This window comes from Stenotrophomonas maltophilia (assembly GCF_025642255.1).
Taxonomy (GTDB): domain Bacteria; phylum Pseudomonadota; class Gammaproteobacteria; order Xanthomonadales; family Xanthomonadaceae; genus Stenotrophomonas; species Stenotrophomonas maltophilia_P.
Map to the genome: position 1 here is coordinate 1 of NZ_CP106759.1, position 22,309 is coordinate 22,309.

The 22,309-nt window shown below is 62.9% G+C and carries 17 protein-coding genes; all 17 read left to right on the forward strand.

Going from position 1 to position 22,309, the window contains the following annotated elements; genetic code table 11:
• The 17 genes from dnaA to N8888_RS00085 all read left to right on the forward strand — a co-directional run bounded on the left by dnaA (position 1) and on the right by N8888_RS00085 (position 22,298).
• The gene (gene dnaA / locus N8888_RS00005; RefSeq protein ID WP_065174068.1) at positions 1–1,332 is read left to right on the forward strand and encodes a chromosomal replication initiator protein DnaA; all 1,332 of its coding nucleotides are present in this window, start codon (positions 1–3) and stop codon (positions 1,330–1,332) included.
• Positions 1,333–1,607: 275 nt separating this feature from the next.
• On the forward strand, positions 1,608–2,708 hold the full coding sequence (gene dnaN / locus N8888_RS00010; protein ID WP_005411731.1) for a DNA polymerase III subunit beta: 1,101 nt from the start codon (positions 1,608–1,610) through the stop codon (positions 2,706–2,708).
• A gap of 705 nt (positions 2,709–3,413) precedes the next feature.
• Positions 3,414–4,508: a DNA replication/repair protein RecF gene (gene recF / locus N8888_RS00015; RefSeq protein ID WP_263176650.1), complete on the forward strand. Its 1,095-nt coding sequence runs from the start codon at positions 3,414–3,416 to the stop codon at positions 4,506–4,508.
• A gap of 112 nt (positions 4,509–4,620) precedes the next feature.
• The gene (gyrB, locus tag N8888_RS00020; protein WP_065182134.1) at positions 4,621–7,080 is read left to right on the forward strand and encodes a DNA topoisomerase (ATP-hydrolyzing) subunit B; all 2,460 of its coding nucleotides are present in this window, start codon (positions 4,621–4,623) and stop codon (positions 7,078–7,080) included.
• A 67-nt stretch (positions 7,081–7,147) separates the two neighbouring features.
• Entirely contained in the window at positions 7,148–7,993 is an 846-nt protein-coding gene (locus N8888_RS00025) for a CPBP family intramembrane glutamic endopeptidase (RefSeq protein WP_053517218.1), read from the forward strand.
• A 70-nt stretch (positions 7,994–8,063) separates the two neighbouring features.
• Positions 8,064–8,870, forward strand: coding sequence for a M48 family metallopeptidase (locus N8888_RS00030; RefSeq protein ID WP_053517217.1), 807 nt, complete (start codon positions 8,064–8,066; stop codon positions 8,868–8,870).
• Between the two features lie 132 nt (positions 8,871–9,002).
• Positions 9,003–10,196 carry a tetratricopeptide repeat protein gene (locus N8888_RS00035; RefSeq protein ID WP_128987818.1) on the forward strand — a complete coding sequence of 398 codons (1,194 nt, stop codon included), beginning with the start codon at positions 9,003–9,005 and terminating at the stop codon, positions 10,194–10,196.
• A 143-nt stretch (positions 10,197–10,339) separates the two neighbouring features.
• Positions 10,340–11,008: an energy transducer TonB gene (locus tag N8888_RS00040; protein WP_053517215.1), complete on the forward strand. Its 669-nt coding sequence runs from the start codon at positions 10,340–10,342 to the stop codon at positions 11,006–11,008.
• A 92-nt stretch (positions 11,009–11,100) separates the two neighbouring features.
• A complete protein-coding gene (gene exbB, locus N8888_RS00045) occupies positions 11,101–11,862 on the forward strand; it encodes a TonB-system energizer ExbB (protein ID WP_053517213.1) in 762 nt (253 codons plus the stop codon).
• A 61-nt stretch (positions 11,863–11,923) separates the two neighbouring features.
• Positions 11,924–12,349, forward strand: coding sequence for an ExbD/TolR family protein (locus N8888_RS00050; protein WP_053517212.1), 426 nt, complete (start codon positions 11,924–11,926; stop codon positions 12,347–12,349).
• 3 nt (positions 12,350–12,352) lie between these two features.
• Positions 12,353–12,766 carry an ExbD/TolR family protein gene (locus N8888_RS00055; protein ID WP_053517211.1) on the forward strand — a complete coding sequence of 138 codons (414 nt, stop codon included), beginning with the start codon at positions 12,353–12,355 and terminating at the stop codon, positions 12,764–12,766.
• A gap of 160 nt (positions 12,767–12,926) precedes the next feature.
• Positions 12,927–14,390, forward strand: coding sequence for a cardiolipin synthase (gene cls, locus N8888_RS00060; RefSeq protein ID WP_065182132.1), 1,464 nt, complete (start codon positions 12,927–12,929; stop codon positions 14,388–14,390).
• A gap of 40 nt (positions 14,391–14,430) precedes the next feature.
• Positions 14,431–14,700, forward strand: coding sequence for a hypothetical protein (locus tag N8888_RS00065; RefSeq protein WP_053517208.1), 270 nt, complete (start codon positions 14,431–14,433; stop codon positions 14,698–14,700).
• Between the two features lie 9 nt (positions 14,701–14,709).
• A complete protein-coding gene (locus N8888_RS00070) occupies positions 14,710–15,453 on the forward strand; it encodes a pyridoxine 5'-phosphate synthase (RefSeq protein WP_065182131.1) in 744 nt (247 codons plus the stop codon).
• A 77-nt stretch (positions 15,454–15,530) separates the two neighbouring features.
• Entirely contained in the window at positions 15,531–16,622 is a 1,092-nt protein-coding gene (locus N8888_RS00075; protein WP_263176652.1) for a PA0069 family radical SAM protein, read from the forward strand.
• A 199-nt stretch (positions 16,623–16,821) separates the two neighbouring features.
• A complete protein-coding gene (locus N8888_RS00080; RefSeq protein WP_263176654.1) occupies positions 16,822–20,070 on the forward strand; it encodes a DUF6531 domain-containing protein in 3,249 nt (1,082 codons plus the stop codon).
• A 14-nt stretch (positions 20,071–20,084) separates the two neighbouring features.
• Positions 20,085–22,298, forward strand: a complete 2,214-nt coding sequence (locus N8888_RS00085; protein ID WP_263176656.1) for an RHS repeat-associated core domain-containing protein — start codon at positions 20,085–20,087, stop codon at positions 22,296–22,298.
• The last annotated feature ends 11 nt before the right edge of the window (positions 22,299–22,309 follow it).

Here is a 22,309-nt window from a genome sequence, read left to right on the forward strand (position 1 = left end):
ATGGATGCCTGGTCCCGTAGTCTCGAACGCCTCGAAGCGGAGTTCCCGCCTGAAGACGTTCACACCTGGTTGAAGCCGCTGCAGGCCGATCTGCGCGTGGACAGCCTGGTGCTGTATGCACCGAATGCCTTCATCGTCGACCAGGTGCGCGAGCTGTACCTGCCGCGCATCCGCGAGCTGCTGGCGCATTTCGCTGGTTTCAGCGACGTTTTTCTTGAAATCGGCTCCCGTCCGCGCCCGGTAGAGGCGCAGACCGCGCCGGTTTCCACGCATTCGGCGCACGCAGCCAGCGAACCCCAGGTGCCGTTCGCCGGCAATCTGGACAGCCATTACACCTTCGCCAACTTCGTCGAAGGCCGCAGCAACCAGCTCGGCCTCGCCGCTGCGTTCCAGGCAGCGCAGAAACCGGGCGATCGCGCACACAATCCGCTGCTGCTGTACGGAGGCACCGGACTGGGCAAGACCCACCTGATGTTCGCCGCCGGCAACGCCATGCGCCAGGCCAATCCGGGTGCGAAGGTGCTGTACCTGCGCTCGGAACAGTTCTTCAGCGCGATGATCCGGGCCTTGCAGGAAAAGACCATGGATCAGTTCAAGCGCCAGTTCCAGCAGGTCGACGCGCTGCTGATCGACGACATCCAGTTCTTCGCCGGCAAGGATCGCACCCAGGAAGAGTTCTTCCACACCTTCAACGCCCTGTTCGACGGCAAGCAGCAGATCATCCTGACCTGTGACCGGTACCCGCGTGAGGTCGAAGGGCTGGAAGCACGCCTCAAGTCGCGGCTTGCCTGGGGACTGTCGGTCGCAATCGAACCGCCTGACTTCGAGACCCGTGCGGCGATCGTGCTGGCCAAGGCGCGCGAACGCGGTGCGGAGATTCCCGATGATGTTGCGTTCCTGATCGCCAAGAAGATGCGCTCCAATGTGCGCGACCTCGAGGGCGCGCTGAATACCCTGACCGCCCGCGCCAACTTCACCGGCCGTGCGATCACCACCGAGTTCGCGCAGGAAACCCTGCGTGACCTGCTGCGCGCCCAGCAGCAGGCGATCAGCATTCCCAACATCCAGAAAACCGTTGCCGACTACTACGGACTGCAGATCAAGGATCTGCTGTCCAAGCGCCGCACCCGATCGCTGGCCCGTCCGCGCCAGGTCGCCATGGCCCTGACCAAGGAGTTGACCGAGCACAGCCTGCCCGAGATCGGCGACGCATTCGCCGGTCGCGATCACACCACGGTGCTGCATGCCTGCCGTCAGATCCGGACGTTGATGGAAACCGACGGCAAGCTCCGCGAAGACTGGGACAAGCTGATCCGGAAGCTGAGCGAATGATGCACGGACGCCGATGAGGCGTCATCGCACAAAACGGTGCAGAATCCGGTAGCAAGCGCGGGATGAGTTGTGGATAAAAAAGGCGCCTGACAACGCGCGGAATTTATCCACAGCTTTCCCCACCCTCTGGGGGGCGGTAATACAGAGGGTTTCGAGGCCAGAAATCCTTTTTATTACAAAGACTTAACGTTGTTTTCCAGCGATTCTGTCTCTACCAGCACCACCAAGCTTTTGATTTATTCCACATTTTTTAAAGCATAGGGGCACGGAACCACATGCGTTTCACACTGCAGCGCGAAGCCTTTCTCAAGCCGTTGGCACAGGTCGTCAACGTGGTCGAACGCCGCCAGACCCTTCCGGTTCTGGCCAATTTCCTGGTCCAGGTGCAGAACGGCCAGCTTTCGCTGACCGGTACCGACCTGGAAGTGGAGATGGTGTCGCGGATCGCGGTTGAAGATGCCCAGGACGGCGAAACCACCATTCCGGCGCGCAAGCTGTTCGAGATTATCCGCGCCCTGCCCGATGGCAGCCGGATCACCGTCTCGCAGACCGGTGACAAGATCACCGTGCAGGCGGGTCGCAGCCGCTTCACCCTGGCAACGCTGCCGTCCAACGACTTCCCGTCGGTAGACGAGGTGGAAGCCACCGAGCGCGTGGCGATCGGCGAAGCGACCCTGAAGGAGCTGATTGAACGCACTGCGTTCGCGATGGCCCAGCAGGACGTGCGCTACTACCTCAACGGCCTGCTGTTCGACCTGCGTGGCGATGCGCTGCGTACGGTGGCCACGGACGGACACCGCCTCGCCCTGTGTGAAACGGATCTGGCCAAGCCCAGCGGCTCCAAGCGACAGATCATCGTGCCGCGCAAGGGCGTGACCGAGCTGCAGCGCCTTCTGGAGAGCGGCGACCGGGAGATCGAGCTGGAGGTAGGCCGCAGCCACGTGCGCGTGAAGCGGGACGATGTCACGTTCACCTCGAAGCTGATTGATGGTCGTTTCCCGGACTATGAAGCCGTGATTCCGATTGGTGCCGACCGCGAGGTGAAGGTCGACCGTGAGGCACTGCGTGCCTCGCTGCAGCGTGCGGCCATCCTGTCCAACGAGAAGTACCGCGGCATCCGCGTGGAAGTTTCGCCGGGCAACCTGAAGATCAGCGCGCATAACCCGGAACAGGAAGAAGCGCAGGAAGAGATCGAAGCCGATACCACCGTCAGCGATCTGGCCATCGGCTTCAATGTGAATTACCTGCTGGACGCCCTGTCCGCATTGCGCGACGAAGAGGTCATCATCCAGCTGCGCGACTCCAATTCGTCGGCGCTGGTGCGCGAGTCCAGCAGCGAGAAGTCCCGCCATGTTGTGATGCCGCTGCGGCTCTGACAGTTGCGCTGTTCCACGTGGAACCAGAAGACGCCCGGAACGTTCCGGGCGTTTTTTTTGGTGGGTTCCACGTGGAGCATCCCGTTTCTCCATCGTGCTGCAAGGGGCCAGTCCCCGGTGTGGCAGATCCCTATAGCTGTTCTGCCTGCCCGGATCCGCGTAGTTGCTCCTGTTGCTGACGCGACTATCCACAGACGTCGTTGCAGGCGCTGTCTGCCCTTCCTAGCTTCTAAATCTGGGTATAAATCTAAAGCCTGGTGGTGATGGTAGAGCCAGATTTCGTGGAAAACAGGGTCATCTCGTTGATTTTATTGGTTTTTAATGTGCTGAAACCCCCTGCATATCGGCGCCTGGGGCTGGGGGGGAACCTGTGGATAGATTTCAGGCAGGGCCAAAGCGGCTTTTTTATCCACAGATTGCCCATACCTTGTGTATAAGTAATACCGGGCCGCTGTGCATAGCGTGAAACCGCTGGCTTGAAATTCTTGAAATCTGTGGAACCGCCACGGGTGTTGGTGCGCAGATTTCAAGGAAATGCGGCAGGTTTTTTGCGGGCCGTCGTCCGTAAGCCGGTCAGGACACGTTCGCAACCGCGCCGTGGTCTGCAGGGCGATACCCTGACGCCAACGGCGGACTTGACCGATGCAGTAAGCTGATGGATTCCCTGCCCCTCTACCGCTTCGTGCGGATGGTCCTTCGCACCCCATGCAGATCCGTCGCCTCGTCCTGCACCAGCTGCGCCGCTTCGACGTGGTGGATCTGTCGCCACAACCGGGATTGAATCTGCTGACGGGCGACAATGGGGCCGGCAAGACCAGTGTGCTGGAGGCGTTGCATCTGATGGCTTACGGGCGCAGCTTCCGTGGTCGGGTGCGCGACGGCCTGGTGCGCCAGGGCCAGGATGCGCTGGACATCTTTGTGGAATGGGACGAACAGCGCGCCCAGTCATCGCCGCACCGCCGCAAGGCCGGTCTCCGCCATAGCGGACAGGACTGGAAGGGGCGTCTGGATGGTGAAGATGTCAGCCAGCTTGGCAATCTATGTGCTGCACTGGCGGTGGTGACGTTCGAGCCGGGCAGCCATGCTCTGGTCAGCGGTGGTGGTGAGCCCCGTCGCCGTTTCCTCGACTGGGGATTGTTCCACGTGGAACCGGATTTTCTGTCCCTGTGGCGCCGCTACTCACGGGCGCTCAAGCAGCGCAATGCCCTGCTCAAACAGGGAGGGCCAGCAAGGATGCTCGATACGTGGGATCACGAACTGGCAGAGGCCGGCGAACCGTTGACCAGCCGACGTCAGCGTTATCTGGAGCGGCTGCAGGAGCGCACCATCGCGCTGGCGGCCAGTCTTGCCCCCCAGCTGGGTATCCAAGCGCTGGACTTGAGTCCGGGATGGCGCCGCCACGAACTGCCGCTGGCCGATGCACTGCTGCTGGCACGCGAGCGGGACCGGCAGGCGGGCTATACATCCGTTGGGCCCCATCGGGCGGACTGGAGCGTGGACTTCAGCCATATTCCAGGGCGGGACGCGCTGTCGCGCGGCCAGGCCAAACTTACGGCCTTGGCGTGTCTGCTGGCCCAGGCCGAAGACTATGCGGAACAGCGCGGGGAATGGCCGGTCATTGCTCTGGACGATCTGGCCTCCGAACTGGATCGCACCCACCAGGCGCGGGTGCTGGAGCGCCTGCTTGCCGGCCCGGCGCAGATCTTCGTCACGGCAACCGAAGCGCCGGCCGCGCTGCAGGCGCTGACTGACATCACCCGGTTCCACGTGGAACATGGACAGATCGTGGCTGTGCCATAGTGCGTACAACAGGGCCGCTCGACCCTGGCTGGTATAATTCGGGTTGCAATCCTTTCATTCTCGGCGCACCGCTTCCTGTGGTGCCCGACCTGCGGAGCCTACGGCAAGCGCAATGAGCGACGAACAGAACACCCCGGTAAACAATGGCAACTACGACGCCAACAGCATCACCGCCCTCGAAGGCCTGGAGGCTGTCCGCAAGCGTCCCGGTATGTACATCGGCGACGTCCATGACGGTACCGGCCTGCACCACATGGTGTTCGAGGTGGTCGACAACTCCATCGATGAGGCGCTGGCCGGTCATGCTGACCATGTCGCGGTGACGATCCACGCCGACGGTTCGGTGTCGGTCTCCGACAACGGTCGTGGTATTCCGGTCGGCAAGCATGAGCAGATGAGCGCCAAGCTGGGCCGCGAAGTCTCGGCAGCCGAAGTGGTGATGACGGTCCTGCACGCCGGTGGCAAGTTCGACGACAACAGCTACAAGGTTTCCGGCGGCCTGCATGGTGTGGGTGTCAGCGTGGTCAATGCGCTGTCGCAGAAGCTGCTGGTGGACGTATTCCAGGGCGGCTTCCATTACCAGCAGGAATTCAGCAACGGCGCTGCCGTCAGCCCGCTGGCCAAGCTGGAAAGCACCACCAAGCGCGGCACGACCGTGCGCTTCTGGCCGTCGACCGTCGCGTTCCACGACAACGTCGAATTCCACTACGACATCCTGGCCCGTCGCCTGCGTGAACTGTCGTTCCTGAACTCCGGCGTCAAGATCGTGCTGGCGGACGAACGCGGCGATGGCCGGCGCGACGACTTCCACTATGAAGGCGGCATCCGCAGTTTCGTCGAGCATCTGGCCCAGCTGAAGACGCCGCTGCATCCGAACGTCATCGCGGTCAGCGGCGAATCCAACGGCATCACCGTGGAAGTGGCGCTGCAGTGGACCGATTCCTACCAGGAAACGATGTACTGCTTCACCAACAATATTCCGCAGAAGGACGGCGGCACCCATCTGGCCGGTTTCCGCGGTGCGTTGACCCGTGTGCTCAACAACTACATCGAGCAGAACGGCATCGCCAAGCAGGCAAAGATCAACCTGACCGGCGATGACATGCGAGAGGGCATGATCGCGGTGCTGTCGGTGAAGGTGCCCGATCCCAGCTTCTCCAGCCAGACCAAGGAAAAGCTGGTCAGCTCGGACGTGCGTCCGGCCGTGGAAAGTGCCTTCGGCCAGCGTCTGGAAGAATTCCTGCAGGAGAATCCGAACGAAGCGAAGGCGATTGCCGGCAAGATCGTCGATGCCGCGCGCGCGCGCGAAGCGGCCCGCAAGGCTCGTGACCTGACGCGCCGCAAGGGCGCGTTGGATATCGCCGGCCTGCCGGGCAAGCTGGCCGACTGCCAGGAGAAGGATCCGGCGCTGTCCGAGCTGTTCATCGTCGAGGGTGACTCGGCAGGTGGTTCGGCCAAGCAGGGTCGCAACCGCAAGAACCAGGCGGTGCTGCCGCTGCGCGGCAAGATCCTCAACGTGGAACGTGCGCGTTTCGACCGCATGCTGTCGTCCGACCAGGTCGGCACGCTGATCACCGCGCTCGGTACCGGCATCGGCCGTGATGAGTACAACCCGGACAAGCTGCGTTACCACAAGATCATCATCATGACCGACGCCGACGTCGACGGCGCCCATATCCGCACGCTGCTGCTGACGTTCTTCTACCGTCAGATGCCGGAGCTGATCGAGCGCGGCTACGTCTACATCGGCCTGCCGCCGCTGTACAAGATCAAGCAGGGCAAGCAGGAGCTGTACCTGAAGGATGATCCGGCGCTGGACAGCTATCTGGCCAGCAGCGCGGTGGAGAACGCGTCGCTGGTGCCGGCCGCCGGCGAGCCCGGCATCGAGGGCGTTGCCCTGGAGAAGCTGCTGCTGGCCTACGCCTCCGCGCAGGACGCGATCGAACGCAATGCGCATCGCTACGATCGCAACCTGCTCGAAGCGCTGGTCGACTTCATGCCACTGGAACAGGACACCCTGCGCAATGCCGGCCAAGGTGAAGGCCTGGACGCGCTGGCCAGGCGCCTGAACCAGGGCAGCCTGGGCAGCCCGCGTTTCAGTCTGGAACTGCAGGAGGCCAATGAGCAGCGCCCCGCGGCCGTGCTGGTGACCCGACGTCACATGGGCGAAGAGCACATCCAGGTGCTGCCGCTTTCGGCCCTGGAAACCGGCGAACTGCGCGCGATCCACCAGGCAGCCAAGCTGCTGCATGGCCTGGTACGCGAGGGGGCGACCATCACCCGCGGTGCCAAGTCGATCGAGGTCGATTCGTTCGTCAAGGCGCAGAACTGGTTGCTGGATGAAGCCAAGCGCGGTCGCCAGATCCAGCGCTTCAAGGGCCTGGGTGAAATGAATCCGGAACAGCTGTGGGATACCACCGTGAATCCGGATACCCGCCGCCTGCTGCAGGTACGCATCGAAGACGCCGTCGCCGCCGATCAGATCTTCAGCACCCTGATGGGCGATGTCGTCGAGCCGCGTCGCGACTTCATCGAAGACAACGCACTGAAGGTCGCCAACCTGGATATCTGACACAATCGGGACGTGGCCGGTGCGCGGGGAGGCGCGCCGGCCCTTGCCCCTTGATCGCAGGTATCTGATGTCCGCTTCCGCTCCGGTTTCCGCACCGCCGCCGGTTCCGCCGGCGACCGCCGCCCCCCGCGCCGCTTCGCCGCTGGCGGGATTCTTCATCGATCTGGGCATCGCCGCCGTCACCCTGTTCGGCCTGAGCCTGATCAGTGGCCTGTTCTGGGGCCTGTACCGCGGAATGATGGTCGGCTACGCAAACGCGAAGGCCAACGGCGCCGCACCCGATCCCGGCACCCTGACCGAAGCACTGGGCCAGCCGGGTGCCCTGGCGCAGATCCTGATGGCGCTGTTCGCTACCGGCGGCGCGGCCCTGCTGCTGTATTTCTGGCGACGACCGGCCAATGCGGCCGAACGCCAGGCGTCGCGTGACGCGCTGCGCCGGCCCTCCACCTGGGGCTGGACGCTGCTGGTGGCCACGTTGATCGTAGTGGGCAGCAACGGCATCGCCTTCCTGTCCCGGCAGTTCGGCATCGAACCGGTGCCGACCAACGTGGAACTGATGCAGAACGCGGTCGCGCGCTTTCCGCTGTTCCTGATGCTGTTCGCGGTGGTGCTGGCGCCGGCCTACGAGGAACTGCTGTTCCGGCGCGTCCTGTTCGGGCGCTTGTGGCAGGCCGGTCGCCCCTGGCTGGGCATGATACTGAGCAGCCTTGCCTTCGCCCTGATCCATGAAATTCCCGGCACCAGCGCCAACGGCCCGGCCGAGATCGCCCAGCTCTGGCTGGTCTACGGCGGCATGGGCGCTGCATTCTGCTGGCTGTACCGCCGTACCGGAACGCTGTGGGCGGCCATCGCCGCACATGCCCTGAACAATGCCGTGGCACTGGTGGCGCTGGTGTTCTTCGGCGCGACGTAACGGCTGTCCGCTTGACGAAAGATTAAGCAGCGACGATACACACTGCGCTCATGAACACGGGGGTGGACCCATGAAACAACTGCTGCTGGCCCTTGTCATCACCACCCTGGTCAGCGCCTGCGCGACCACCACCTCGCCGACCGGACGGCGGCAGATGATCGGTGGCGTCTCGCAGGCACAGCTTGACCAGCTCGGCGCGCAGGCGTTCGCCGAGACGAAGCAGAAGGAAAAGATCAGCACGGACGGCCGGCAGAACGGCTACGTGCAGTGCGTGGTCAACGCGCTGGTCGCCCAGCTGCCTCCACAATACCGTGGCGTACGGTGGGAAACCGCCGTGTTCGTCGACAAGGAACCCAATGCTTTCGCCCTGCCTGGCGGCAAGGTGGGCGTGAACACCGGCATCTTCACCGTAGCCAGGAACCAGGACCAGCTGGCGGCCGTGATCGGCCACGAGATCGGCCATGTCATCGCCCGCCACCACGAGGAGCGCATCACCCGGCAGATGGGCGCGCAGACCGGCCTGGCGGTACTCGGCGCACTGGCCGGCGCTGCCTATGGCGAAGGCGCGGCCAGCACGGTCAACCAGCTCGGCGGCATGGGGGCACAGACGGCGTTCCTGCTGCCGGGCTCGCGGACCCAGGAAAGCGAGGCGGACGTGATCGGCCAGCGGCTGATGGCGCAGGCCGGCTTCAACCCGGCGCAGGCGGTGGACCTGTGGCAGAACATGATGGCCGCCAGCGGCGGACGCAGCCCGCAATGGCTGTCCACCCACCCCGATCCGGCCAACCGGATCCAGGAGCTGCGACGTGATTCCCCTGCCCTGATGCCGGTTTACCAGCAGGCGCAGGCGGCCGGACTGCGACCAAAGTGCGGATGAGTGCGCAGTTTCATGCTGTATTGCAGCACATAAAACGATTTCTCACGCCATCTGTTTCTGATACGTTTGGCGGCTCAGATTTTTCTGACAGTCCGACTTTGCCGCTATCCGGCGGTTCGATCGAGGTGAACGATGATTTTCCGTAAACACAAAGCTGTGCTTTCCGTCCTCGTCGCGACCGCCCTGACCGGCGCCGTGGTCACCGATGCGCTCGCGCAGTCCTCGCGTTCCTCCGACCGTGGCAACCGCGGCGGCAGCAGCAAGCAGGCCAAGGCCGAACCGCTGTACCCCAATGCGACCCGCCAGGAGCCGGCGGCCAAGTCCTCGGCCAAGATGGGTGGCAAGCTGCAGAAACTGGTAGACAGCTACAACAAGGAAAAGTTCCCGGAGACCCGCACCCAGGCCGACGCGATCCTGGCTGACAGCGCCGCGAACGAGTACGACAAGTCGCTGGCCGCGCAGCTGGCTTCCCAGGCCGCCTACCAGACCGACGATGTCGCCGCCGCCATCGCCTACCTGAAGCAGGTGCTGCAGTTCAACGGCCTGGACAACAACGGCCACTTCCAGTCGATGCTGATGCTGGGCCAGCTGCAGCTGCAGGAAGACCAGACCGCCGAAGGCCTGGCCACCCTGGACAAGTACTTCGCCGAGAGCAAGTCGACCAAGCCGGAAGAGCTGATCGCCAAGGGCCAGGCGCTGTACCAGCTGGAGCGCTACCAGGAAGCGATCCCGGTGCTGAAGCAGGCCATCGCCGGCTCCACCGAGCCGAAGGACAGCTGGAACCAGCTGCTGATGGCGGCCCTGTCCGAGGCCGGCCAGACCGGTGAAGCCGTGCAGGCCGCCGAGGCCCTGGCGGCGAAGAACCCGAACGACAAGAAGGCGCAGCTGAATCTGGCCAACATGTACATGCAGGCCGACCAGATGCCCAAGGCCGCCGCGGTGATGGACAAGCTGCGCAGCAGCGGCCAGCTCACCGAAGAGCGCGAGTACAAGCAGCTGTACTCGATCTATGCCAACACCGAGAACAAGGAAAAGGACGTCATCGCGGTCATCAACGAAGGGTTGCAGAAGGGCATCCTGAAGCCGGATTACCAGGTCTACCTGGCGCTGGCCCAGTCCTACTACTACTCCGACCAGGTGCCGCAGGCGATCGATGCGTGGCAGAAGGCCGCCCCGCTGTCCAAGGACGGTGAGACCTACCTGAACCTGGCACGCGTCCTGCATGCCGAAGGTCGCGTCCCCGAGGCCAAGCAGGCCGCCCAGCAGGCGCTGGCGAAGGGCGTGAAGAACCAGGCTGATGCCAAGAAAATCATCAACCTGAAGTAAGTAGGAATAACGCCTGAACGCCTGCTCAGTTGATGCGCAGGCGCTCAGGATTGGTATAAGCTTGGAGGTTCCTGCGGTGTCATGCACCGCTGATCAGGGATTCCGCCCCCGGCATCCCGGCCCCACTATTGAGCTCTTGGCGCATGACGGAACAACTAGTCGTTCACCGGTACGAACAACCCGATGACAAGGGGCTGAGCTGGCCTCGCATCGTCGGCATCGCGTTTGTAATCGCCCTGCATCTGGCCGCCTTCATGATGCTTCTGATCCCTGCCGTGGCTCCCAAGGCCGCTGCGGAGAAGGAACGCAATGTGATGGTGACCATCGTCGACGCACCGCCGCCGCCGCCCCCGCCGCCGCCGCCGCCGCCGCCGACAGATACTCCGCCGCCGCCGGTGAAGAATCTGTCGCCGCCGAAGCCGTCGCCGGTCCCGCCGCCGCCGCAGGCGCCGGTCGTGGACGTGCCGGAACCGCGTCCGAACGATATCGTCACTCCGCCGACCCCGCCGTCGCCGCCAAGCCCGCCGGCGTCGATCGAGGCCAGCGTGGACATCTCGTCCAAGGCGATGAATCCCCCGCGTTATCCGCCGGCAGCATTCCGCGCAGGTATCCAGGGTGAAGTGATCCTGATCATTGATGTCGATGCCAGCGGCAACGTCACCAATGTCACGGTGGAAAAGTCCAGCCGTAACCGCGACCTGGACCGTGCTGCGATGGAAGCAGCACGCAAGTGGCGCTTCAACGCCGCTGAATCTGGCGGTAAGAAGACGGCAGGTCGCGTTCGCGTCCCGGTCAACTTTGCGCTGAACTGATGCGTTCGGGTGGCTTCGGGCCACCCCCGCTCCGGTTCGATTGTTTAGCTTAGCTACACCCTTTATCACCACACACAACAAAGGTAAGCGTCATGCTGCAGGAAATTTTCATCGCCGCTGCTGCCGGGGGCAATCCGTCCAACGCCCTGTCGCAGATGGGCTTCGAGCACCTGATCCACGAAATGACCACCAAGCCGGGTGATTTCGCTGTTTCCTGGGTCGTGCTGCTGACCCTGGTGATCATGTCGGCCATGTCCTGGTACTGGACCGTCATCAACATCTTCCGCGCCACCCGCCTGAAGAGCGCTGCCGATCGCGTCGTCAGCCTGTTCTGGGACACCCCGAACGCACAGGACGCCATCCGTGCGATGGAAGAGCAGCCGGCTTCGGAGCCGTTCTCGAAGATCGCCCTGGACGCTGCCCAGGCAGCTGCCCACCACCAGCGCGCTGAAGGCGGCGGTACCGGTGGCCTGGGTGAGAACCTGAGCCGTTCGGAATTCGTCGACCGCGCCCTGCGTCAGGCCGTCACCCGCGAAAGCAACAAGCTGCAGTCGGGCATGACCCTGCTGGCCACCGTCGGCGCGACCGCTCCGTTCGTCGGTCTGCTGGGTACCGTGTGGGGCATCTACGGCGCGCTGATCAAGATCGGTGCCACCGGCTCCGCTTCGATCGACGCCGTTGCCGGCCCGGTGGGTGAAGCGCTGATCATGACCGCGATCGGTCTGTTCGTCGCGATCCCGGCCGTGTTCGCCTTCAACTTCTTCAGCAAGATCAACAGCGCGACCATCAGCAAGTTCGATACCTTCGCGCACGACCTGCACGACTTCTTCGCCACCGGTTCGCGCGTCCGCTGATTGCGGCGCGCTTCCACCCGCGACGAAGCAAGTAGTCATCAAGATCTAGACGGAGCCCGTTATGGCTTTCAGTAGTGGTAACAGCGGCGGCCCCATGGCCGACATCAACGTTACGCCCCTCGTGGACGTGATGCTGGTGCTGCTGATCATCTTCATCATCACGGCGCCCCTGATGTCCCACAAGGTCAAGGTGGATCTGCCGGAAGCCAACCTGATCCAGAATCCGGATGACGCCGAAAAGCGCTCCGGTCCGATCACCCTGGCAGTCAAGGAAGACGGCTCGATCTACTGGAACGACGAAGAAATCACCAAGCAGACGCTCGAGTCGCGCTTGGCGACCGCCGCCCAGCAGACCCCGCAGCCGCCGCTGAACCTGCGTGGTGACCGCACCACCAAGATGCGCGTCATCAACGACCTGACCAAGGTCGCGCAGGAGCAGGGCATGCTGGACGTCGGCTTCGTCGCGACCAAAGAAAAGGGGCAATAAGCCATGGCATTCAGTAGTGGTGGTGGCAAGGGCCCCATGGCCGACATCAACGTCACGCCCCTCGTGGACGTGATGCTGGTGCTGCTGATCATCTTCATCGTGACCGCGCCGATCATGACCTACCCGATCGCCGTGGACCTGCCGCAGCGCGTGCTCAACCCACCGCCGCAGCTGGTCGAACCGCCGCCGCCGATCGAACTGAAGATCGACGCCAGCAACCAGGTCTCGTGGAACAACAGCCCGATCAGCACCAGCGAGCTGCAGCAGCGGATGGAACAGGAGGTCCAGCGTGACCCGACCAACCAGCCGGAACTGCGGATCGATGCAAGCCCGGATTCCGAGTACGACGTGATGGCCAAGGTTCTGGCTGCCGCGAAGAATGCTCAGATGAAGAAGATCGGCTTCGTACAGCAGTAAACGCAATACCGCAACACAACAGTCATGACGCGACTGCAGACGCCCCTGGAGACAGGGGCGTCTTTTTTTGTGCCTGCGAAGCCCGACGGGGTCAGATCCCTTTCCCTGCGGAAAAGGGATCTGACCCCCTCTGACTTCACGCGCCCGCTATGATCGGCGCATGCTCGCCCTCTTCGACTCCCTCCGCCACTGGCTTGATGGCATTGCCCACCTGGGTTCGATCCTGGCCGTGGCCTACCTGCTGTACCTGCTCGCGCTGGCGGGCTGGATCATGCTGCAGAAGCGCGAACCGGTAGCCACGCTGAGCTGGATCCTGTCGCTGGCCCTGCTGCCCTACCTCGGCCTTTTCATCTATTACCTGCTCGGTCCGCAGAAGGTGAAGCGGCAGCGCCTGCGTCGTGGCCGCGCGCGATCGGGGATGGAGCATTACAGCGACGTCTGCCCGCCCGATGCCGATTGCACCGAGCTGGCCAAGATCGCCCAGGCCACCACCGGACTGGCGCCGAGCAGTGCCACCGAAGTGACCTGGCTGGTCGATGGCGCGGCGACCTATGCCGCGCTGCTGGAAGCGGTGGCGCAGGCGCGTGACCACGTGCATCTGGAGTACTACATCTTCAATCCCGACCATGCCGGAACCGCACTGCGTGATGCCCTGGTCGAACGTGCCCGCGCCGGCGTGCAGGTGCGGCTGCTGCTCGATGCAGTGGGCTCGTCCGCGGTGCCGCGACGCTTCCTGCAGCCGCTGCTCGACGCCGGCGGTGAAGCGGTCTGGTTCCATCCCCGCCAGCTGCTGAAGCCCTTCAAGCGACCGTGGCTGAACCTGCGCACCCACCGCAAGCTGGTGATCGTCGATGGCCGCCTCGCGTTCACCGGCGGCATCAACATCACCGATGACGAGGATGAGAGCCGCAACGCCAACGCCTATCGCGACCTGCACATGCGCATCCGCGGTCACGTGGTCCGCAGCCTGCAACTGGTGTTTGCCGAGGACTGGCTCTACGCCAGCGGTCAGGACCACTCGCATTTCGACATCGCGCGGATGTGGCCGGCGGACATGCCGCTCCGCGGCGAAGGCTCGATCAACGCACAGGTGCTGGTGTCCGGTCCGGACTCGGGCTGGGAGACCATCCACCGGCTCCACGTGGCGGCCATCCAGGAAGCGCAGGAGCGCGTGTGGCTGGTCACGCCCTACTTCGTGCCGGGCGAAGCCGCGCGGATGGCGCTGACCTCGGCCGCGCTGGGGGGACTGGACGTGCGCCTGCTGGTGCCGAAGATGAGCGATTCCTGGTTCGTGACCCAGGCCGCACGGTCCTACTTCGACGAGCTGCTGCACGCCGGGGTGAAGATCTACGAGTACGGCCCCCGCATGCTGCATACCAAGGCCTTCATCGCCGACGACGATGTCTGCATCGTCGGCAGCGCCAACTTCGACCATCGCAGTTTCCGCCTGAACTTCGAACTGTCGATGATGATCAGCGACCGCGAGCGGGTCGCCGCCCTGGCGGGCCTGCTGGAGGCCGAGTTCGAGCGCGCTACCCGCGTGCACGACCAGGCCGCGGCCCGCTCGCTGTGGCTGCAACGCCTGCCTGAGGCCTTCGCGCGCCTGGCCTCGCCGCTGCTGTAAGGCGGCGCTACACTGCGGCGATCATCCGGGGAGCCTGACTATGTACTGGTTGTACCTGCTGCCGGCGCTGGGCTGTTTCGCCTTCGCGCTGAAAACCCCAAGCCCGGGGCTGATGGCGCTGGCGCTGCTGGCGGCCCTCGCCTTCCTGCTGGCCTGGGTGCGTGGCCGCTACGTGGCCCGGTTCGGTGATCTGCAGAGTGATCCCTCAACCCTGATCGATGCCGACGAGCTGCGCCGCCTGCGTGAGCAGGCCGAGGCCCGTGGCGCGGATCAACGCGACGAACACGATCCGTCCCCTCTTTCCAAGTAGTACCGTTCGATGACCCAGCTCAGTGTCAACGTCAACAAGATCGCCGTCCTGCGCAATTCGCGCGGTGGTGCCGAACCCGATGTGGTGCGTGCCGCCCAGGCCTGCCTGGATGCCGGCGCCCATGGCATCACCGTGCATCCGCGACCCGATCGACGCCACATCACCGCCGAGGACGTGCTTGCGCTGTCCACGCTGACCCGCGTCCGTGGCGTCGAATTCAACATCGAAGGCAATCCCTTCGCACCGCCACGCGACGGCTACCCGGGGCTGCTGCCGCTGTGCGCGCAGACGCGTCCGGCGCAGGCCACCCTGGTGCCGGACGGCGATGGCCAGATCACCTCCGACCACGGTTTCGACTTCGAGCGCGACGGCGAGCGCCTGCGTCCGCTGGTGGCGGAGTTGAAGGCGATGGGCTGCCGGGTCAGCCTGTTCGTCGATGCCGGCAACCCGCTGCTGGAACAGGCGGCCGAGGTCGGCGCCGATCGCATCGAGCTGTACACCGGACCCTATGCCGAAGCGCACGCCGCAGGCGACGCCGCAGCGATGCTGGCGCTGTTCGCCACGGCCGCGCGCCGCGCGCAGGCCGTGGGGCTTGGTGTGAACGCCGGCCATGATCTGTCGCAGGACAACCTGCGTGACTTCCTGGCGAACGTGCCGGAGGTGCTGGAGGTCTCGATCGGGCATGCGCTGATCGGCGAGGCCCTGTATGACGGGCTGGATGCGACCGTTCGGGGCTATCTGGCGCTGCTCTGAGGTAGCGCCGGACCCTGCCCGGCGGGGCCAATACTGTTGTCGCAGCCGCTGAGACGGCAGCGGCGTAGGCTACCCACATGGGTATCGCGATCAAAGGCCGAGGTTCCAGCTCCCACCTTGCCGGGCGCTTCGAGAGCACCGTCAGCGAGGCGGTGGACGACGGCTGGGACGTGGATGAAAGCGACGAGTTCGCGGCCCCCCGCCTGCGCACCGAGGTACGCGCTGAAACCGCGCGCAGCATCATCAGCCGCAATACGTCCCCGGACGTAGGCTTCAGCCAGTCGGTCAATCCGTATCGTGGCTGCGAGCACGGTTGTTCCTACTGCTTCGCGCGCCCGTCGCATGCCTATCTGAACCTGTCGCCAGGCCTGGATTTCGAGACCAAGCTGTTTGCCAAGACCAATGCGCCGCAGCTGCTGCGCAAGGAGCTGTCCCGGCCAGGCTACGTCCCGCAACCGATCGCGCTCGGCATCAACACCGATGCGTACCAGCCGATCGAGCGCAAGTTCAAGCTGACCCGTCAGTTGATCGAGGTGATGCTGGAGACGAAGCATCCGTTCTCGCTGATCACCAAGAACGCGCTGGTCGAGCGCGATATCGACCTGCTCGCGCCACTGGCGGCGGAGAACCTGGTCAGCGTGCATTTCTCGGTGACCTCGCTGGATCCACGCCTGTCGGCGAAGCTCGAGCCACGCGCCTCTGCACCGCACGCGCGCCTGCGCGCGATGAAGCGTCTGCACGAGGCGGGCATTCCGGTTGGCGTGATGGTCGCGCCGGTGATTCCGTGGATCAATGACAGTGAACTGGAAAGCGTGCTCGAAGCGGCGCACGAGGCGGGTGCGCGCACTGCTGGCTATGTGCTGCTGCGCCTGCCTCTGGAGGTTGCACCGCTGTTCCGCGACTGGCTGGACGCCCATCATCCGGATCGCGCCGCGCACGTGATGAGCACCATCCAGCAGCTGCGCGGTGGCAAGGACTATGACAGCCGCTTCGGCACGCGCATGCGTGGCCAGGGGGTCTATGCGGATCTGTTGAACAACCGCTTCAAGCTGGCGCGCAAGCGCCTGGGCTTCGACGCCCAGAACAGCCACTGGCCGAAACTGGATTGCAGCCGCTTCCAGAAGCCACTGCCGCCGAAGGTGGATTCGCCTCAGGGGTCGTTGTTCTGAAGTAGTGGCACTGGCTACTGCGGAACGCGTATGGAAAACCGTGATCACGATCTGCGCCTCGGCGACGGATACGACATCGCGACTGCGCACATCGCTCTGTTCAACTGTGTGAACTCCAGATTACTATCCACTTCCTCCTGAACTCACGGTTCAGGCGAAAGCGACTTCAGATCTGGCAACACAAGGAATAAAAGCGAGCATGAAGCTCCGTACGAAAGGCGTGTCTACCACCGCCGCACTTCTGCTGCCCGTGCTGATGTCGGGCTTTCTCCTGGCACCTCCTGCGTCCGCGAAAAAGGCAACCAGGATCTTCTATCAGAACAACAACGGGGACTCCGGAATCAAGGATCTGGACAAGATCACCGTTACCCATCTGCGTGGTCCATCAGTTGGCACTTCAGGTGTCATCTCGATTGGCATAGGGGTGTCCTACCACTCGGACGCGTCGATGCCCGCCAGGACAGCGGTGGAACAGGAAACCGACGATCGTCGTGATGACTGCGGCGAGCGCAAGGGCAACCCCGTCGTGCTCTACACCGGCAACAAGGTCGAAATCGAACGGGACTTCACCGTCGGTGGGGAGATGGGCCTGTACCTGGAGCGCACCTACAACCATCACTGGAGTGCTGCGGGCCTGTTTGGCAACCACTGGATCAGCAACTTCGACTACAGCATCGCATTCTCGAACGCGCAGAAGACGGCCTGGGCACAGCGGCCGGACGGACGCAGGCTCAAGTTCGTCTGGAGCGAAGCGAACGGGCGCTGGAACGAGGATCGCGCCAAGCCGATCGCCTACCTGACAAAGAACAGCGATGGCAGCTTCACCCTGTACAACGAGGAGCTGGGCAGCGAGCGGTACGACGCTGCTGGATACATTACCGAGCTTCGCAATGAGCAGGGCGTCTTCTGGACATTCACGTACAGTGACAAGTATCTGCAGAAGGTTACGCATTCCTCCGGCCGCAGCATCCAGTTCGTCTGGTCCAACGGATCGCTGACACAGGTCAAGGATCCTGCGGGCAACGTCTACCAGTACACCTATACCCCGAATGCGTTCGGCACGGGACGTGCGCGTCTTGCCAGCGCAACCCTACCGGGCTCGCCGCAGACCACGATCAGCTACCACTACGAGGACGCGCGATATCCAGGTGGCTTCACCGGCAAGTCCTACAACGGCGTGCGCTACTCTACTTTCGCCTACGATGCCAACAGGCGAGCAACGCTCTCGGAACATGCCGGCGGTATCGAGCGGCACACCTTCAGTTACGCCATCGAGAGCAGCGCGCCGGTGGCGGTACCTCCAGCGCCGGTGCATCCAGGCGGCATCCGGGGCAACGAAGAGACGGGCTGGTGTGAGTACAGACCGGGCCAGGGCAACATCTGCATCCAGCCACGGTCCTTGCCCGGCGGCCCTGTTCAAATCGCCGCCGACCCGAGCGCCCAAGGCGTGCTGTTGGCCGCCACCGGGGAGCGGACCCGTCCGGTCAAACTGAAGGTCAGCGAGACCAATCCACTTGGCCGCACGACAACGTATGCCTATGAGGACGGACGACAGGTGTCGGTGACCGGCAACCGATCAACGACCTGTCCCGCCAGCTACAAGGAACGCACCTACGATGCCAATGGCAATCCTGACCTCGTTCACGACTTTGTCGACAACGTCACTGATTTTGATTACAGCCCCGATGGCAATCTGCTGAGGAAGGCCGAGGCCGTTGGCAGCGCTGCGGAACGTGTCACGCTCTATCAGTGGGATGCGGCGGGACGGCATCTGCTGAAGGAAACGCGGGTTGGTGATCGCGAGACCAGCTTCAGCTATGACAGCCGCGGTAACGTCAGCTCGGTCACGACACGAAATCTCAGTGCTGCCGGCGTCAATGGTCAGGCCAGAACCACTCAGTACACCTATACCTACCACGCCAATGGACTGACGGCTTCCGTCAAGGAAGATGGCCCCTTGGCGCAGGACGACATCACGTCCACCTTCAATGCGAAGGGAGATCTGTCCAGTGTCACCAACGCGTTGGGGCACAGGGTGACGTACGCCGCCTACAACGAACTGGGGCAGCCGGGCCGTATCACCGGACCCAATGGCGATGTCCGTGAAATCACCTATGACGCTCGCGGTCGCGTTCTGGTAGACCGGATCAACACAGGGTCCGGTTGGGCAACGACCACAACGACGTACAACGCGACGGGCGACATTGCCAGCATCACCACACCTGTGGGAATCAAGACGCTATACAGCTACGACGCTGGCCGGCGCCTGATGAGCGAAGTTCAGCCGATTGGGAACGGCAACTGGCTGTGGACGCGTCACACGTATGACACCGCATCCAATCGCACACGCACTGAAATCGCGCAGACAGACTATTCCAGCGAGAGCGTTGTCAGGGGTGTAATCGACGAGGTCACCCACGACGCGCAATGGAACTGGTTCGTGCGAGGCTGGGCCTGCTCCTCGGGTTCGGCTTCGTCCATCCAGGTTGATGGCTATGCGGAGGGCGGAACCTATCTCGGCAGCGCACAGGCGAACCTTGCCAGCGAGAGCCAGGTAGCATCCGTGTGCCAGGCATCAGGAAATGCATATCGATTCCAGCTCCCCCTCACGCTGGAACAGCGCCAGCAGCTGGGTGGGAAAAAGATCACGCTCTACGGCCATTCTCCGCTGGGCGCGCAGTACAACCGAGCTCTGGACAACTCCAGCACCTTCTCTATTCCCACCGCGCACATCATCGGTGATGTTGCAGGGATCATGAATGATGGGAACTGGAACTATTCCGTGCAGGGATGGGCCTGCTCGGTAGGAGTCAACGCCGCAACCACGGTTCATGTCTACGCGGGTGGGCCTGCAGGGAGCGGCACCTACCTCGGCAGTGTGACTGGTATGTTGATCCCGAATGACGATGTGAAAGAGGCTTGCCAATCACAGGGCTCTTACTGGTTCGGACTTGCATTGGATGCAAATACACGAAGCGTTCATGGCGGCAAGCCGCTCTATGTTCATGGCATCTCTCCCTGGGGCGGCCCCAATCTGGCCATCAATCGGTCCGGCACGTTCACCGTTCCAACCATCTCGCGTACTGCTGAGCTGGTGCAGGCGTCAGCCGGCCCAGAGCACATCTTCAATGGTGAAACGTCCACGTTGACGTTCCAGTTCCGGAACACCGGCAACGTCGTCTGGAACCCCGGTGACACCTACTTGGCGCTGACGACGTTGCGGACAAGTCAATCGGTGGGGCTCAACAGTGCGGTGGCTCCCGGTGCCGTCGCGACCTTCACCATCAACGTCTCGCCGGTCAACAGTGGCAGCGGAGTTGCCCAGTTCCAGTACTTCGGGCAGCTCGCATCCGGTGCAACCGTCTGGGGACCGAAGGGACAGGTAACGATCAGAGCCGAGAACCATACAGGAAGCTGCAACCTGATCTTCTGTGAACAACCCCGCTAAGGAAAGCCAAGACCATGTCCACAATTGCTTTGGCCATGATGGGGCTCAACACCATCGTCTCGGCCGTGAACTACGATTACGACGAGCTGGGAAGGCTTGTCGCCGAGCGTAATGATCAGGGGCGCAATGTGCGCTATGCCTATGATCTGGAGGATCGGCTGGTGCAGACCACCGATTCCCAGAACCGGGTGAGCCGATACTCCTATGATCCACTGGGCCGATTGCTCGTACAGACGGATGCGAATGGCGGAACGACACGCTTTGCCTACGACAAGGGTGACCGGCTGGCATCTGTGACCGATCCCCGCGGCCTGGTAACGACCTACCAGACCGATGGATTTGGACAGCTATGGACGCAGAACAGTCCGGACACGGGTCGGACAGACCACGAGTACAACGCGGCGGGCCAGCGCATTGCGACGGTGTTGAACGACGGCAGCACTGTCGGTTACGGGTACGACGGGCTGGGCCGCTTGACCAGCCAGAATGCTGAGGGGCAGCAGCAGACCTATACGTACGACAACTGCGTGAACGGCAAGGGGCGTCTGTGTGCCCATTCGGCGCCAGGTGCAAGCGCGCGCTTCACCTACAACGCCGCAGGACAGCTGGTAAGCCGGACTGACCAGCTTTCGCAGGCGAACACCCTGAGTGAGGGAACTGTCAGCTACACCTATGACAGTATCGGGAGGAACAGCACCGTCACCTATCCCGATGGCACGCTCGCGAAGTACGTCTACAACAGTAGGGGCTTTCCGCAGTCCATGACCCTCACCAAGGGCTCGGTGACGCAACAGATTGTTGGATCCAGCGTCTACTCCGCTCTGGGAGCGCGGCAACGCATGCCCTTTGGCAACGGCCTGGCGCGCAGCTACGCGTTCGATCAGGGCGGCCGCCTGGAGGCCCAGGCGGTGCGGAATCAGCAGACGACCGCTCTCAGCCGCACGTCATACCGCTACAACGGCGACAACGAGATCATCAAGATCAACGACGATGTGACGAGCAACCTCAGCCAGGTCCTGGGCTATGACGCACTGGGACGCCTGAGCACGCTGACACGAGCTGGCATCGCCTATACGCTTTCCCATGACGCGGGTGGGAACTACACCGCGCTCAACGCAAAAACAGAGGCGACCCGCTACGTCATCGACGCAAGCAGCAACCGGATGCTGCAGTTCATCAACCAGGATGGCACCCGTACGTATCAGTACGATGCGCTCGGCAACAGGATCAGCGAAACATCGGGCAGCCGCATCTCGACGTTCACCTACGGCCCGTTCAACCGGATGATTCAAAGCAACGTAGGCGGGCAACGAACGGACTATCTGCTCAATGCCCAAGGGCAGCGCGTGGGCAAGAGCAGCGCGAGCTCGACCAGTCGCTACTTCTATGCAGGTCAGAACCAGCTTCTGGCCGAACAGACCGGGAACACCTGGACGAACTACCTGTGGTTCGGTGGTGAGCTGGTTGGCATCGACAGGAAGGGGTCGGTGAACTTCGTTCACAACGACCATCTGGGGCGGCCGGAGTATGCGACCAACACGTCGCAGCAGGTCGTATGGAAGGCGTACAACTATGCGTACGGTCGCAGCGTCCTGAAGGACGATATCGGTGGGCTCAACATTGGTTTCCCGGGGCAGTACTACGACAGTGAGAGTGGGCTCTGGTACAACGGATTCCGTGACTATGACGCGAGCGCTGGGCGTTATGTGCAGAGTGATCCGATTGGGTTGGCGGGTGGGATGAACACCTATGCCTATGCGGAGGGAAACCCAATCAGCGGCTTTGATCCGCTCGGACTCTGCAAAACGGACTACCTTGGAGCGGTGCTGGGGGTAGCCGATATGGTCGCAGGAGCCGGCGCCTTGGCTGCAGGTGGGGCAGACGCCATCATTGCGTCTATCGCCGGAAGCGAAGATGGCGGACTTATAGGCTTATCTGTAGCTGCCCTTGGCCTTGCAACGTTTCACGACGGCGCCAACAACTTGGCGACAGCCTTCGACGGCAAACAGAGGACGCCAGCGTTGGAAAAAGTCGGTGGTGCGGTACTTGGCGCACACGGAGCTCAGATCGGACGATATGCGAGTGACTTCAACTCAGTCACAGGCCTGACTAAAGGAATCCGGAACATGCTACGAGGAAATGCTAAGTTGTCGGACGCGAACGAAGTCGCAAAAGGGATAAAAGATAACGTAACGGACCCTGCATCGCCCTGCGATTGTGGAAAGTAAAAATTATGAAA